At 70.4% G+C, this 14,616-nt stretch carries 11 protein-coding genes and 1 tRNA gene; 5 read left to right on the top strand and 7 right to left on the bottom strand.

Features of this window, described 5'->3' with window-relative positions:
* Window positions 1-534 precede the first annotated feature (534 nt).
* Both ACIHCM_RS31860 and ACIHCM_RS31855 read left to right on the top strand, forming a co-directional pair.
* Window positions 535-1,896 carry a pyridoxal phosphate-dependent decarboxylase family protein gene (locus tag ACIHCM_RS31860; RefSeq protein WP_399903531.1) on the top strand — a complete coding sequence of 454 codons (1,362 nt, stop codon included), beginning with the start codon at window positions 535-537 and terminating at the stop codon, window positions 1,894-1,896.
* Window positions 1,893-3,371, top strand: coding sequence for a lysine N(6)-hydroxylase/L-ornithine N(5)-oxygenase family protein (locus tag ACIHCM_RS31855; protein ID WP_399903528.1), 1,479 nt, complete (start codon window positions 1,893-1,895; stop codon window positions 3,369-3,371). Before ACIHCM_RS31860 ends, ACIHCM_RS31855 begins: the two co-directional genes overlap by 4 nt.
* A gap of 15 nt (window positions 3,372-3,386) precedes the next feature.
* On the opposite strand, the gene ACIHCM_RS31850 is transcribed toward ACIHCM_RS31855, so the two are convergent.
* The gene (locus tag ACIHCM_RS31850; protein ID WP_399903525.1) at window positions 3,387-5,213 is read right to left on the bottom strand and encodes a bifunctional metallophosphatase/5'-nucleotidase; all 1,827 of its coding nucleotides are present in this window, start codon (window positions 5,211-5,213) and stop codon (window positions 3,387-3,389) included.
* A 143-nt stretch (window positions 5,214-5,356) separates the two neighbouring features.
* Between ACIHCM_RS31850 and ACIHCM_RS31845 the strand changes: the two genes are divergently transcribed.
* Both ACIHCM_RS31845 and pyk read left to right on the top strand, forming a co-directional pair.
* Entirely contained in the window at window positions 5,357-6,079 is a 723-nt protein-coding gene (locus ACIHCM_RS31845) for an SIMPL domain-containing protein (RefSeq protein ID WP_399903522.1), read from the top strand.
* A 201-nt stretch (window positions 6,080-6,280) separates the two neighbouring features.
* Window positions 6,281-7,708 carry a pyruvate kinase gene (gene pyk / locus ACIHCM_RS31840; protein WP_399903519.1) on the top strand — a complete coding sequence of 476 codons (1,428 nt, stop codon included), beginning with the start codon at window positions 6,281-6,283 and terminating at the stop codon, window positions 7,706-7,708.
* Between the two features lie 108 nt (window positions 7,709-7,816).
* Here the strand turns inward: pyk and ACIHCM_RS31835 are convergent.
* Window positions 7,817-7,889, bottom strand: a tRNA-Leu gene (locus ACIHCM_RS31835).
* A 103-nt stretch (window positions 7,890-7,992) separates the two neighbouring features.
* On the opposite strand from ACIHCM_RS31835, the gene ACIHCM_RS31830 reads away from it, so the two are divergent.
* Entirely contained in the window at window positions 7,993-8,661 is a 669-nt protein-coding gene (locus ACIHCM_RS31830) for an ANTAR domain-containing response regulator (protein WP_399903516.1), read from the top strand.
* A 69-nt stretch (window positions 8,662-8,730) separates the two neighbouring features.
* On the opposite strand, the gene ACIHCM_RS31825 is transcribed toward ACIHCM_RS31830, so the two are convergent.
* The 5 genes from ACIHCM_RS31825 to ACIHCM_RS31805 all read right to left on the bottom strand — a co-directional run bounded on the left by ACIHCM_RS31825 (window position 8,731) and on the right by ACIHCM_RS31805 (window position 14,473).
* Window positions 8,731-9,447: an ABC transporter ATP-binding protein gene (locus ACIHCM_RS31825; RefSeq protein WP_189698918.1), complete on the bottom strand. Its 717-nt coding sequence runs from the start codon at window positions 9,445-9,447 to the stop codon at window positions 8,731-8,733.
* The gene (locus ACIHCM_RS31820) at window positions 9,444-10,364 is read right to left on the bottom strand and encodes an ABC transporter ATP-binding protein (protein WP_399903512.1); all 921 of its coding nucleotides are present in this window, start codon (window positions 10,362-10,364) and stop codon (window positions 9,444-9,446) included. The genes ACIHCM_RS31825 and ACIHCM_RS31820 overlap by 4 nt, the downstream gene beginning before the upstream one ends.
* Before the next feature lie 3 nt (window positions 10,365-10,367).
* A complete protein-coding gene (locus ACIHCM_RS31815) occupies window positions 10,368-12,194 on the bottom strand; it encodes a branched-chain amino acid ABC transporter permease (protein ID WP_399903509.1) in 1,827 nt (608 codons plus the stop codon).
* 7 nt (window positions 12,195-12,201) lie between these two features.
* Window positions 12,202-13,134, bottom strand: coding sequence for a branched-chain amino acid ABC transporter permease (locus ACIHCM_RS31810; RefSeq protein WP_399903506.1), 933 nt, complete (start codon window positions 13,132-13,134; stop codon window positions 12,202-12,204).
* 112 nt (window positions 13,135-13,246) lie between these two features.
* On the bottom strand, window positions 13,247-14,473 hold the full coding sequence (locus tag ACIHCM_RS31805; RefSeq protein ID WP_399903503.1) for a branched-chain amino acid ABC transporter substrate-binding protein: 1,227 nt from the start codon (window positions 14,471-14,473) through the stop codon (window positions 13,247-13,249).
* Window positions 14,474-14,616: the final 143 nt, after the last annotated feature.

Genomic DNA, 14,616 nt, shown 5'->3' with positions numbered 1-14,616 from the left:
GCACCGATGCCGGGCAGGTGGCTCTGGGCAGGTCTGGCGATCCCGGCCTGCCCCGCGTCGCCCGGCGCGCACGCTCGGGTGCCCTCGGGGCCCGTGTCCGCGGGCGCGGCTCGTCCAGGGACCGTGCGGGAGCTGGCGGCGGCCCCCCTGCGGTGACCTCGGCACCGATGCCGGGCAGGTGGCTCTGGGCAGGTCTGGCGATCCCGGCCTGCCCCGCGTCGCCCGGCGCGCACGCTCGGGTGCCCTCGGGGCCCGTGGGCGTGGCCCGTCCGGGGCCGGGGCCTGGGGGTGACCGCCTGCGGTGAGCTGTGTACCGATGCCGGGGAGGCGGCTCAGGGCCGCGTCGCCCGGCGCGCACGCTCCGGGGCCTGGGCGGCGGTCCGTCCCGCGATCGGGGGCGAGGGCGCGAGCAGTCACCGGTGACGGCCACCCCGCGCGGCGTGGAAGCGGCCGACGCGCGGACGGTTACCCCCTTCGGGTCGTTCTGCCCGTACGTTTCGGGCGCGTCGCCCCATCCACGTACAAGCTGGGTACATGCCCACGCCGCCGCCGCTCGCCTCAGGCCCCGACGGCCCGGGCGCCCTGCGGCCGTTGCTCGACATCGTGCTCGACGCGCTGGCCGCCGGCGGCCGGGCACGCGGCGGCCCGCTCCCCGCGGGCGGCCCGGAGGCGGTCACCGCCCGGATGCGGGACGCGCTGGGGCAGGTGCTGCCGGACAAGGGCGACCCGGACGCCCTGCGCGCCCTCGTGCACGCGCTCGCCGAGGGCGCCGCCGACCCCGCCGACCCGCTGTGCGCCGGCCATCTGCACGGCCCCCCGCTCGCCCTGGCCGCCGCCGCCGACTTCGCCGCCGGTGTCCTCAACCCGTCCCTCGACTCCTGGGACCAGGCCCCGGCCGCCTCCGCCCTGGAAGCCCTGGTGACACAAGCCCTCGCCGCGGAGGCGGGCGCGACCGACTGCCTCGTCACCACCGGCGGCACCGAGTCCAACCAGCTCGCCCTGCTGCTCGCCCGCGAGGCACTCGGCGGCAGCGCCCAGCTGGTCACCGCGGCCGGCGCCCACCACTCGCTCCCCCGCGCCGCCTGGCTGCTCGGCCTGCCCGCACCCGTCACCGTCCCCGCCCCGGCCGGCATCCTCGACCCGGCCGCCCTCGACGAGGCGCTCACCCACCTCACCGGCCCGCCGGTCGTCGCCGCCACCGCGGGCACCACCGACGCCGGGCTCATCGACCCACTGCCCGAGATCGCCGCCCTGTGCCGCACGCACGGCGCCCGGTTGCACGTCGACGCCGCGTACGGAGGCGGACTGCTGTTCAGCGAGCGGCACCGGCACCGGCTCGCCGGCCTCGACGCCGCCGACACCATCACGCTCGACCTGCACAAACTCGGCTGGCAGCCGATCGCGGCCGGACTGCTCGCCGTCCGCGACGCCCGCGACCTCACCGCCCTGCACCAGCGCGCCGACTACCTGAACGCCGGCGACGACACCGAGGCCGGTCTGCCCGACCTGCTGGGCCGTTCGCTGCACACCACCCGCCGTCCCGACATCCTCAAGATCGCCGTCACGCTGAGGAGCCTCGGCCGGAGCGGACTCGGGGCACTCGTCGACCAGGTGTGCGAGCGCGCCGGCGAACTGGCCGGGCTGATCGCGGCGCGCCCGGGCCTGGAGCTGTACGACCGGCCCACCATCAGCACGGTGCTCTTCCGGCCCGCAGGCGCCACCGACGACGCCGTGGCAGCCGTGCGCCGGAACCTCCTCCGCGACGGCCGCGCGGTCCTCGGCCGCGCCCGGCTGAACGGACGGCTCTGGCTCAAGGCCACCCTCCTCAACCCCCGTACCAGGCCCGACGACCTGGCCGCCCTGCTGACCCTGGTGGAAGGACACACCCCCCGATGACCCGCCCGACGAACCCGCCGACCACACCACCCGAGGCCACCGCACAGGTGAGCCCGTACGCCGTCTCCCTCCCGGCACCCCACGAACCCCAGGCCCCCCGTGACCTGGTCGGCATCGGCATCGGCCCGTTCAACCTCTCCCTGGCCGCACTCGCCCACCCCCTCGCCGAACTCGACGCCGTCTTCTACGAACAGCGCCCCGCCTTCGACTGGCACCCTGGCCTGCTCGTCGACGGCACCACCGTCCAGGTGCCCTTCCTCGCCGACCTGGTCACCCTCGCCGACCCCGCCAGCCCCTGGTCCTTCCTCAACTACCTCAGGACCCGCGAGCGGCTCTTCCCCTTCTACTTCGCCGAGCGCCTGCACATCCGGCGCAGCGAGTACGACGCCTACTGCCGCTGGGTGAGCGAGAACCTCTCCGGGCTGCACTTCCGCCACCAGGTCGACGCCGTCCGCTGGAACCCCGAACGCGACCTCTTCGAGGTCGACTTCACCCAGCTCGACACCGACGGAGAAGCCGAGTCCCTCGGCCGTACCTACACGAGGAACATCGTCCTCGGCATCGGCACCGAGCCCTACGTCCCCGACCCGCTCGCGCCCCTCGTCGAGGCACCCGGCGTGCCCGTCATCCACGCCGCCGACTACCTCGGCCACCGCGACGCGCTGCTCGCCGCCGAGCACATCACCGTCGTCGGGTCGGGACAGTCCGGCGCCGAGGTCTTCCTCGACCTGCTGCGGCACCGCCCGGCCGGCCGCGAGCGCCTGCACTGGATCGGCCGCAGCGAGGCCTTCGCGCCCATGGAGTACTCCAAGCTCGGCCTGGAGCACTTCACCCCCGACTACACGCGCTACTTCCACGCCCTGTCCGAGCCGGTCCGCGAGCAACTCGTCGCCTCGCAGTGGCAGCTCCACAAGGGCATCGACACCGGCACCATCGCCGCCATCCACGACGAGCTCTACCGGCGCAACCTGGGCGGCGGCTGGCCCGACGCGATCCTCACCCCCGGCGTCCGCGTCCGCACCGCCGGCCGGATCGCCACCACCCAGGTCGAGCTGCACCTGGAACACATCCAGCAGGGCACCCGCTCCCGGCTCACCACCCATGCCGTCGTCCTCGCCACGGGCTACCGCGAACGCCCCCTCACCCGCATCCTCGCCGGTCTCGACCCCTATCTGCGCCGCGACAGCCACGACCGCCCGCGGATCGACGAGGAGTTCCGCCTGGTCCTCGACCCCTCAGTGACAGGAACGGCCTACGTCCAGAACGCCTCGCTCCACACCCACGGCGTCGGCACCCCCGACCTCGGCCTGGCCGCCTGGCGCAGCGCCACCATCCTCAACGCGCTGACCGGCAAGGAGCCGTACCCGCTGCCGCACCGCACCGCGTTCACCACCTTCGGCCTGGACCAGCAGCGCTCCCAGGTCCCGCCCGCCCGGCACCCGGGTGCGCTCACCCCCTTGCGCGACGGGACCTGAGACCTTCCGGCGCTCCTAGAACACCGGCGTGCCGTCCCGCGTGAGCTTCCAGCCCACCGACGCGAAGCCCCGCGGGTCCAGCACGCCCTTGGCGGTCACCCACTCCGCGATCCGGGTGCGGATCTCCGTCGACTCCGACCACAGCTCCCGCGCCGACGCCACATGCGGGAACGCGCCACCACCGTTGGCGCGATAGTTGTTCACCGCCAGCACGAACTGCTGGGCGTCCGCCACCGCGGCACCGCCGAAAACCAGATTCCGGATCCGTGACCCGGCCGGCCGGGCGATGTCGATCTCGTACGTCAGCCCCGATACGTAGTCGTAGTTGTAGTCCGGGCGGCCGCCCGCGTTGGTCAGCTTGTCCGCGTCGACCGGCGCGCCGGCCGCCGTCTGCGCGAAGTACTCCGCCGAGTACTCCAGGTACGCCCGCAGCTGCGCGCCCGTCAGCACCTTGGCGACCAGCGTGTTGTCGTACACGTACAGGCTCGACAGGTCCCGGATCGTCACCTCGCCGGCCGGGATCTCGGACGTCCGCGAGAACGGCGACGCCTGCGCGAGCACCGGCAGCGAGGCGTGCTCGGTACCCGCCAGGGCCGCCTTGACCACGTCCTCCTGCACCCTGGTGATCAGATCGATGATCGGGGCGTCCTTGTAGCGGGCGTCGACCGTCGTCAGCGGCTCGGTCGCGGTGCCGACGACCTGGTTGACGTACGCCACGACCTTCGCGTGCTCGTCCGACAGCAGCCTGGTGATCCTCGGGTCGTCCTCGACCGTGTTCGTGTTGCGCAGCGACGCCTTGACCGACTCGACCCGCCACCTGCCCTTGTCGAAGGCCAGCTCGAAGTCGAACAGCGTCAGCCGTTCGGCGTAGCACAGCGGCTCGGACAGGACGACCGTCCTGCCGGTGCTCTCGTTGGTGACCAGCAGCTCCTCGATCTCCACATGGGCGTGGCCGACCAGGATCGCGTCGATGCCGGGCACCTGCCGGGCCACCTCGGCGGCGGCGTTCTCGACGTGCGGCAGCTGGTCGCCGTAGGACGACGTGCCCGAGGAGCCGCTGTGCGCGCAGACCACGACCACGTCCGCTCCCATCGAACGCAGCTTCGGCACCCACTTCGCCGCCTGCTCCTCCAGGCCCGGGAAGACCAGCTTGCCCTGCACATACGCCTTGTCCCAGATCGCGATGCCCGGGTTCGTCAGCCCGAGCACGGCCACCTTCACCGGCGGGGCGCCCGGCACGCGGAACGTCTTCATGAAGTACGGCGGGAACGCGGGCCGGAGCGTCTTCGCGTCGACCGCGTTGGCGCCGAGCAGCGGGAAGCGGCACTGCTCCTCGAACCGGCGCAGCGTCTCGATGCCGTAGTTGAACTCGTGGTTGCCGAGCGCCACGGCGTCGTACCCGATGGCGTTCATCGCCTGCGCCATCGGGTGCACGGGCCCGGCCTCGGCGGTGATCGGGTCGACCTTCGCGTAGTAGTACGTCAGCGGGGTGCCCTGGATGGTGTCGCCCGCGTCCAGCAGCAGCGTGTGACGGCGGCCCTTCTCCTCGCGGACCTGGTTGACCAGCGTCGAGATCCGGGCCAGCCCCTGTGCGTTGCCGGCCGTGTCCGTGTACTCCGCGTCCTTGAAGTAGTCCCAGTTGAAGACGTGACCGTGCAGGTCGGTGGTGCCCATGACGGTCAACGAGTACCGCCGCGGACGCTTCGTGGGAGCCGGTGTCCGGCGCGCCTGAGCCTGGTGAGCCGGCGCCGCCTCCGCCGGTGCCGCCGCCGCACCGGCGACCGCCACCCCCGCCCCGGTCACGGCGGACTTCGTCAGGATCTTCCGGCGGCTCAACGGCATGTGCGGCACTCCCGGTCGGCCTCGAACGACAACAACGCGCGTAGATTCTGACCCGGACATGACCATGACCAACAGTCCCCGGACGTTGCGATCTGATGACCGGCCGGAGCCGCACCGCCCCACGCGGTGACAGAGTGGGACGTATGACCTCACCCACCGAGGACCACCCCCAGCCACCCGCCGTCCCCTACGGCACCCCCGAGGCACCCCGCATCGCCGTCCGCGGTGAGGCGCGCCTCGAAGTCGACCCCGAGATCGCCCGCATCGGCATCACCGTCACCGCCCGCGGCCGCGACCGGCGTTCCGCCCTCGACGACCTCACCCGCCGCAACGCCGGCGCACTCGACCTGGTCAAGTCCTACGGCGACGCCGTCGAACGCGTGGAGACCGGCGCCTTCTCCATCACCCCGGAACTGACCAAACACGGCCGCGGCGAACGCATCCGCACCTACCACGGCATCGTCCACGTCACCGCCGAACTCACCGACTTCACCGCCCTCGGCGAACTCACCTCCCGCCTCGCCGACCTCGACCTCACCCGCGTCGACGGCCCCTGGTGGGCGCTGCGCCCCGACTCACCCGCCCACCGCGAGGCCCGCCGGCAAGCCGTCCGGGAGGCGGTGCAACGCGCCCGCGAATACGCCGACGCGCTCGGTACGACACTGTCGGCGCTCGTGGAACTCGCCGACATCGGCGCCGAGAGCCCGCAGCCCTATCCGGCGGCACCCGGTGGGCGTATGCGTTCCATGGCCTACGCGGCGGCCGCCGAGGACACGGCCGCCGCGCCTGTCGATCTGGAACCCCAGCGGCAACACGTCCACGCCCAGGTCAACGCACGATTCACGATGGTGCCGCCGAAGCTGTGAGGAAATTCGGAAATCAGCCCGGCCGGATACATGACCGGTGCATGGTCAATGCACGGCCGGGAATGGGGCGCAAGCTGCGAAATGCTCATCAGAGCGCCCCCATGCACAATTCAACACTTGTCAACACCCCTTCACGTAAAGGTTGTTGAGTAGTCATGCCCGGCCAATTGTCTACCCGCCGGTAAGGCCTAGGCTCGCATCATGCGCCGAGCAAAGATCGTCTGCACTCTGGGCCCCGCCACCGACTCGTACGACCAGATCAAGGCACTGGTCGACGCCGGAATGGACGTCGCCCGATTCAACCTCAGCCACGGCGGATACGCCGAGCACGAGGAGCGTTACCAGCGCGTACGCAAGGCCTCCGACGAGACCGGCCGCAGCGTGGGGCTGCTCGCCGACCTTCAGGGCCCGAAGATCCGGCTCGGCCGCTTCACCGAGGGACCCGTACTCCTTGAACGCGGCGATTCCTTCACCATCACCGTCGAAGAGGGCGCGCGCGGCGACCGCCGGTCGTGCGGCACGACATACCAGGGCCTCGCCGGCGACGTCACCCGCGGCGAGCGCATCCTCGTCGACGACGGCAAGGTCTGCCTGGAGGTCACCGAGGTCGACGGGCCCCGCGTGCACACCCGCGTCGTCGAAGGCGGCATGGTCTCCGACAACAAGGGGCTGAACCTCCCCGGCGTCGCGGTCTCCGTCCCCGCGCTCTCCGGCAAGGACGAGGCCGACCTGCGCTGGGCCCTGCGCACCGGCTTCGACGTCATCGCCCTCTCCTTCGTCCGCAGCGGCCGGGACATCGAAGACGTCCACCGCATCATGGACGAGGAGGGGCGCCGCCTCCCGGTGATCGCCAAGGTGGAGAAGCCGCAGGCCGTGGACGCCATCGACGACATCGTGGCGGCGTTCGACGGCATCATGGTGGCGCGCGGCGACCTCGGCGTGGAGATGCCGCTCGAACAGGTCCCGATCGTCCAGAAGCGCGCGATCAAGCTGGCCAAGCGGAACGCCAAGCCCGTGATCGTGGCGACCCAGATGCTGGACTCGATGATCGAGAACTCGCGGCCCACGCGCGCCGAGGCCAGCGACGTCGCCAACGCCGTCATCGACGGCACGGACGCGGTGATGCTCTCCGGGGAGACCAGCGTCGGCAAGTACGCGGTCGAGACGGTCACCACGATGGCGAAGATCGTCGAGGCGGCGGAGGAGGACATCCTCGCCAAGGGGCTGTCCCCCCTGACCGAGCTCAACAAGCCCCGCACACAGGGTGGCGCGGTCGCCCGGGCGGCGGCCGAGATGGGCGACTTCCTCGGCGCGCGCTTCCTGGTGGCGTTCACCCAGTCCGGCGACACCGCCCGCCGCCTCTCCCGCTACCGCTCCCCGATCCCGCTCCTCGCCTTCACACCGGAGCCCGCGACGCGTTCGGAACTGAGCCTGACCTGGGGCGTGGAGACGTTCCTGGGTCCGCACGCGGAGTCGACGGACGCGATGATCGCCCAGGTGGACGAGCTTCTGACCCGGTACGCCCGCTGCGAGCCCGGCGACACGGTCATCATCACGGCCGGCTCGCCCCCCGGGATGCCGGGGACCACGAACATGGTCCGGGTGCATCACATCGGTGAGACGTCGTAGGCGCGGTACGGCAGTCAGCACCCCGGGTGAGGATGCGGTCAAAAAGCGGATGTTCACGAGAACGTGGACATCCGCTTCCAAATGCTGACCTTGCGATCGAAGGAAAAGTGCCCCGGGTGGGATTTGAACCCACGCTGTCGGTGGTTTGAGCACCGTGCCTCTGCCGCTGGGCTACCGGGGCTTCCTCTAAAATGAAGGTCGGCAGTGACCTGCCGTGCCCCCACCTTACCGCAGCTGGGTAGGCTCTTGTCAGCAGTACCCCTCCCCCTGAACGAGGAGCCCGAGTGACCGCCCCCGAGTCGCCCCAGCCCGTTGACGTGCCCGATGACGACAAGTCACACGTGCCTCCGCTGACGACCCGTGTCGTCATCGCCGAGGACGAGGCCCTGATCCGGCTCGACCTCAAGGAGATGCTGGAGGAAGAGGGCTACACGGTGGTCGGCGAGGCCGGTGACGGTGAGCAGGCCGTGGAGCTGGCCCGGGAGCACCGCCCGGACCTGGTGATCCTCGACGTGAAGATGCCCAAGCTCGACGGCATCTCCGCCGCGGAGAAGATCACCGAGGAGTCCATCGCCCCCGTCCTCATGCTCACCGCCTTCTCGCAGCGCGATCTGGTGGAGCGCGCCCGGGACGCGGGCGCGATGGCGTACCTGGTGAAGCCGTTCAGCAAGAGCGACGTCGTCCCGGCGATCGAGATGGCCGTCTCGCGGTACACGCAGCTGAAGGAGCTGGAGAAGGAGGTCGCCGACCTCAGCCAGCGGCTGGAGACGCGCAAGCTCGTCGACCGGGCGAAGTCGGTACTGCAGACCGAGTACGGGCTGACCGAGCCCGCCGCGTTCCGGTGGATCCAGAAGACGTCGATGGACCGGCGGATGTCGATGCAGCAAGTTGCCGAGGCGGTCATTCAGGATGCCGCGGAGAAGAAGGCGGCCAAGAGCTCCGACAAGGGCTGACCCCGCTCCTGTACAGCTGAGGCCCGCGTCCCCGGACGGGACGCGGGCCTCAGCTGTGTGAGCGGGTGTTCAGTCCTCGCCGAGATACGCCTTGCGCACCGACTCGTCGTGCAGGAGGTCCTGGCCCGAGCCGGACAGGACGATGCTGCCGACCTCCATCACATGGCCGTGGTCGGCCAGGGACAGCGCGGCCTGGGCGTTCTGCTCGACCAGCAGGATGGTCGTGCCCTGGGACTTCAGCTCGGCGATGGTCGCCATGATCTTCTGCATCATGATCGGCGAGAGCCCCATCGACGGCTCGTCCAGCATGAGCAGCTTGGGCTGGGACATCAGGGCGCGGCCCATCGCCAGCATCTGCTGCTCACCGCCCGAGAGGGTGCCCGCGGCCTGCTTGCGCCGCTCCCCGAGGATCGGGAACAGGTCGTAGGCGCGCTGGATGTCCTTCTCGATGCCGGGCTTGTCGTTGCGCAGGAACGCGCCGAGGCGCAGATTGTCCTCGATCGTCATGCGCGGGAAGATGTGCCGGCCCTCGGGGGAGTGGGCGAGTCCGAGCGAGACGATCTGGTGGGCGGGGGTCTTCTTCAGCGACTTGCCGTTGAAGCGGATCTGCCCGCCGACGGGCTTGAGCAGGCCCGACAGGGTGCGCAGGGTGGTGGTCTTGCCGGCGCCGTTGGTGCCGATGAGGGTGACGACCTCGCCGGCGTCGACCTTGAACGAGATGCCCTTGACGGCCTCGATCTTGCCGTACGCGACCCGGAGGTCCTCGACTTCGAGCAGTGCGGTCATCGGTCGTTCTCCTTGCCGGACGACGTGCTGTCGGCCTGTGCCTCGGAGGCCTTCGCCTCGGAAGCCTGCGCCCCGGAGGCCTGTGCCTCGGCGGCCTCGACCTCCGCCACCTCGGCGGTGCCGGGGTCGCCCTCGAACGGCTCGCCCAGGTACGCGGCGACGACGCGCTCGTCGCCCTGGACGGTGGCGCTGTCGCCCTCGACGAGCTTCTCGCCCTGGACGAGGACGGCGACGCGGTCGCAGAGGTTGAAGATGAACCGCATGTCGTGCTCGATGACGAGGACGGCGATGCCCTTGTCGCGGATGGCGAAGACCAGTTCCTCGGTGGCCCGGGTCTCCTGCGGGTTCATGCCCGCCGTGGGCTCGTCGAGCAGCAGCAGACCCGGCTCGCTGGCCAGCGCCCGCGCGATCTCCAGCTTGCGCTGCTCGCCGTAGGGCAGGTTGCGCGCGAGGTGCTCGGCCTTGGCCGCGAGGCCGACGAATTCCAGGAGTTCCATGGCGCGTTCGCGGGAGGCGGCCTCGGCCTTGTGGAAGCCGGGGCCGCGCAGCAGCGCGGACCAGAGGCCTTCCTTGGTGCGGGTGTGCCGGCCGACGAGCACGTTCTCCAGCACCGTCATGTTGGCGAACAGACGGATGTTCTGGAAGGTGCGGGCGATGCCCGCGGCCGTCACCTTGAAGGACTTCGGCGGCAGGACGGTGCCCTTGTAGCGGACCTCGCCCTCGGTGGGGATGTAGAGGCCGGTCAGGCAGTTGAAGAAGGTGGTCTTGCCGGCGCCGTTGGGGCCGATGAGGCCGACGATCTCGCCGCTGTTGACCTGGAGGTCGACGCCGCGGACGGCGGTCAGACCGCCGAACCGCATGGTGACGCCGCGGGCGTCGAGGACGGTCTCCCCGGTGGTGATGGTGTCGGTTGTCATGGGTCAGGCCCCTGCCTTGCTGAGGACTGTGGGTGCTTCCGTCTCTTCGTGGAACTCGAGCTGGCGGCGCCGGTTGGGGATGAGCCCCTCCGGGCGGAAGCGCATCAGCAGGACCAGTGCGAGACCGAAGGCGAAGAGCTGGAAGTCGCCGAGGAACTGGAGCTTGGCGGGGATGAGGTAGAGCAGCGCCGCGCCGACGAGCGGACCGCTGATCGTGCCCATGCCGCCGAGGACCACCGCGGCCAGCAGGAACGCCGAGTTGGGCGGGACCACGTGGGCGAACTGGTACTGCTCGGGCGTGACGGTGTAGGTGACGTGCGCCTGCACCGTGCCCGCGAGACCGGCGAGGGCCGCGCCGAGGGCGAAGGCGATGAGCTTGACCCGGAAGCCGTTGATGCCCATGGCGAGGGCGGCGGTCTCGTCCTCGCGGATGGCGATCCACGCGCGGCCGATGCGGGAGTCGCTGCTGCGCCGGAAGACGATCACGACGACCAGCGTGATGAGGAGCATCAGCAGGAAGTAGTTGGCGAACCGCGCGATGGTGAAGCCCGCGATGGTGTGTTCCTGGCCGAAGTCGAAGCCCAGGATGTTGAGGTTGGGGATCGACGAGATGCCGTTGGAGCCGTTGGTGATGTCCGGGCCGGAGGTGCCGTCCATGTTGAGGACGGTGATCCGGAAGATCTCACCGAAGCCGAGCGTCACGATGGCGAGGTAGTCGCCGCGCAGACGCAGCGTCGGGGCGCCGATGACGACGCCGAACACCATGGCGACGGCGGCGCCGAGCAACGCCGAGGCCCAGAAGGGCAGCTGGATGTCGAACGGCGAGGAGGGCGAGCCGGAGACCATCGCCGCGGTGTACGCGCCGACGCCGAGGAAGGCGACGTAACCGAGGTCGAGCAGGCCCGCGAGGCCGACCACGATGTTCAGGCCGAGGGCGACGGTGGCGAAGATCAGGATGTAGACGCCGATCGTCGCGTACTGGTCGTCGGACTGGGTGAAGGGGAAGGCGGCGGCCGCCACGAACGCGCCGATCATCGTCACGTTGCGGTGCTTGGCGGTGAGCGCCGAGACGCGGCCCACGAGGCCGGCCTTGGCGGCCGCGGCGAAGCCGAAGCCGGCGGTGATGAGGAAGCCGACGAACAGCTCGTCGTACTCGGTGCCGATGCCGTAGGTGAAGACGATCAGGCCGAGGGCGAGTGCCGCGACAATCACCAGGATCTCGGCGTAGGCGGGCAGTTTGCGGGCGGGGGCCGGGGTGCCGGGGGCGAGGGCGGCCTTGAGGACGGCGCGGTGGCCCCGCAGGTAGTGGAGGAACTGCTCCCAGTTGGTGTCCTCGGGGTCGACCGGCTCGGGGGCGGGCCACTGGAACGGCAGGGCGTACGCGCCGAGGAGGGCGGCGAGGGAGGTCAGGGCGACGAGGTAGCCGCCAGGTTCCAGGTTCACCAGTCCGCCGAGTTGGACGGCGATCGCGATGATCGTGTACCAGGCGGTGGTGAAGGTGCCGAGCGCGGCCATCTTCAGTGCGCTGTCGGCGCCTGCGGGGACCAGCCAGCGCAGGCCCTTGACGCCGTAGGAGGCGAGGCCGAACAGCGTGGTGAGCAGGCCGCCGATGAGCACGAGGACCTGAAGGCCGCCCGGGTAGCCGTAGACGGTGAGGTCGCCGGGGAACTCGGAGGTCCAGGTCCAGGCGAGGAAGGTGGAGACGATCGTCAGGGCGCCGCCGCCGGTGGCCAGGGCGCGGCCGATCTGCGGGGGGATTCCGATGAGGCCGGCGTGCTTGCCGGTGTCGACCTTGCGGGGGGTCTCTGGTGCGGTGGTCTGTGTCGTCATCGGTGGATCACGCCCTGTCCGCGACGCGCTCGCCGAGCAGGCCCTGTGGCCTGAACAGGAGTACGAGGATGAGGAGTACGAACGCCCAGACGTTGGCCCAGGACTGGCTGCCGAACTGGTCCATGCCGGGGATGTCGGAGATGTAGGCGGTCGAGAGGGCTTCGGCGACGCCGAGGACCAGGCCGCCCAGCATGGCTCCGTAGATGTTGCCGATACCGCCGAGGACGGCGGCGGTGAAGGCCTTGAGGCCGAGGATGAAGCCCATGCGGAACTGGACCTCGCCGTACTTCAGGCCGTAGGCGACGGCGCCGACGGCGGCGAACGCGGCGCCGAGGGCGAACGCGACCACGATGATGCGGTCGGTGTTGATGCCCATCAGCTTGGCGGTGTCGGGGTCCTGGGCCGTGGCCTGCATGCCGCGGCCGGTGCGGGTCTTCATCACGAAGTAGGCGAGGATCGCCATGCTGATGGGGGCCGCGATCAGCAGGAAGACGTCGCCGGTCTGGATGGTGACGCTGCCGATGTGGAAGGGGCCGCCGTCGATCTGCGGGAACGTGATGGCGGAGCGGGCGTCGGGGTACCAGGCCCACACCGCCTGCTGCAGGGCGAGGGAGAGGCCGATGGCGGTGATGAGGGGCGCCAGCCGGGGGGCCGTGCGCAGGGGGCGGTAGGCGAACCGTTCCGCTCCCACGGCGACGAGGGTGGCGACGATGATGCCTCCGATGAGCATCAGCGGGAGCGCCACCCAGAGGGACGTGCCGTCGGGCAGCACGTACAGGTAGACGGTGAGGGCGCCGAAGCCACCCACCATGAAGATCTCGCCGTGGGCGAAGTTGATGAGCTGGACGATGCCATAGACCATCGTGTAGCCGATGGCGACCAGCCCGTACATGGATCCAAGTAGCAGGCCGTTGACCAGCTGCTGCGGCAGTTCGTTCACCGCATGTCCTCCGAGACTTCGGATGATTCGACGACAGGGGCCGGATGCGAGGCCGCGCGGGGCGCCAGTGGTGCAGCGCCCCGCGCGGCTCGATGGGGTGGTGCCGGGTGGGTCAGCCCTCGTAGGTGCCGGACTTGGCGGCCTTCCAGGCGCCACCCTCGACGGAGTAGACGGTGAGCTGCTTGTTGGTCGCGTCCCCGAACTCGTCGAATGAGACCTTGCCGGTCACGCCGTCGAAGGAGACACCCTGCATGGCCTCGGTGACCTTGGCGCGGGCGTCGTCGGGGAGCTCGCCGTTGTTGCCCTCGACGACCTTCTTGACGGCCTCGATGATGGCCCAGGCCGAGTCGTAGGAGTAGCCGCCGTACGCCTCGTAGGCCTCCTTGTAGCCCGCGGCCTCGTAGTTGGCGACGAACTCCTTGGCGGAGGGGAGGTCCTCCACCGGGGCGCCGACGGAGGTGGCGAGGTCGCCGGTGCCGCTGGCGCCGGCCAGCTTGATGAAGTCGGCGCTGTAGATGCCGTCACCGCCGACCAGCGGGATCTTGGCGCCGGAGGCCTTGATCTGCTTGCTGAGCGGGCCGGCCTGCGGGTACTCGCCGCCGTAGTAGACGACGTCGGCGCCGGAGCTCTTGACCTTGGTGGCGACCGCCGAGAAGTCCTTGGTCTCCGGGTCGATGTGCTCGGTGCCGACGACCTTGCCGCCGAGCTTCTTGAACTCCTCGGAGAAGGTGGCGGCGAGGCCCGCGCCGTAGGTCTTCTTGTCGTCGATGACGAAGACCTTCTTCTTCTTGGCGTCGTTGTAGACGTACTGCGCGGCGAACGGGCCCTGGATGGCGTCCGTGGTCGCGGTGCGGAAGTACGACTTGTACGGGCGCGCCTTCGAGGTCTGCCAGTCCGGCCCCTGGGTCAGGGCCGGGTTGGTGTTGGCCGGCGAGACCTCCACGAGCTTCGCGTCGTCGAAGACCTTCTGCATGGACTCGGCGACGGAGGAGTTCAGCGGGCCGACCACACCGAGGACGTCCTTGTTGGCGACGAACTTGGTGGCGTTCTGCTGGCCGGCGGAGGGCTGCGCCTGGTCGTCGAGGGCCTCGACCTTGAAGGTGACGCCCTCGACGTACTTCTCCTTGTTGGCCGTCTTGGCGGCCAGGTCCACCGAGTTCTTGATGCCCAGGCCCAGTGCGGACAGGTCGCCGGTCAGCGGGGCGTCGATGCCGATGACGACGGTGGTGCCGCCCCCGGAGTCCGAGCCGCCGTCTCCGTCGCGCGAACCGCAGGCGGTGAGAGTGAGCGCTCCCGCCGCCAGAGCGGCGGTGATGGCGATGAGCGAACGTTGACGCACGATCAGTCCTTTCCCCTGGCGCGGCGCTTCCCCGTGGAAGACGCCGAGTCGAGCGCTCGGGCCGAAGAGATGCCCAGTGACGTCGATTCCGACGGCGCGGTGACTGGCCGTGACTCTAAGCGTGTGCAGGGAACGTGGAGGAG

Source organism: Streptomyces sp. NPDC052023 (assembly GCF_044548465.1).
In the GTDB taxonomy this organism is placed as follows: domain Bacteria; phylum Actinomycetota; class Actinomycetes; order Streptomycetales; family Streptomycetaceae; genus Streptomyces.
The sequence above is the reverse complement of the archived record's forward strand: the minus strand, read 5'-3'. Positions and strand labels throughout refer to the sequence as shown.

Coding starts and splice junctions, on each gene's coding strand:
- ACIHCM_RS31860 (WP_399903531.1), top strand. CDS start 535: ATGCCCACGCCGCCGCCGCTCGCCTCAGGCCCCGACGGCCCGGGCGCC.
- ACIHCM_RS31855 (WP_399903528.1), top strand. CDS start 1,893: ATGACCCGCCCGACGAACCCGCCGACCACACCACCCGAGGCCACCGCA.
- ACIHCM_RS31850 (WP_399903525.1), bottom strand. CDS start 5,213: ATGCCGTTGAGCCGCCGGAAGATCCTGACGAAGTCCGCCGTGACCGGG.
- ACIHCM_RS31845 (WP_399903522.1), top strand. CDS start 5,357: ATGACCTCACCCACCGAGGACCACCCCCAGCCACCCGCCGTCCCCTAC.
- pyk (WP_399903519.1), top strand. CDS start 6,281: ATGCGCCGAGCAAAGATCGTCTGCACTCTGGGCCCCGCCACCGACTCG.
- ACIHCM_RS31825 (WP_189698918.1), bottom strand. CDS start 9,447: ATGACCGCACTGCTCGAAGTCGAGGACCTCCGGGTCGCGTACGGCAAG.
- ACIHCM_RS31820 (WP_399903512.1), bottom strand. CDS start 10,364: ATGACAACCGACACCATCACCACCGGGGAGACCGTCCTCGACGCCCGC.
- ACIHCM_RS31815 (WP_399903509.1), bottom strand. CDS start 12,194: ATGACGACACAGACCACCGCACCAGAGACCCCCCGCAAGGTCGACACC.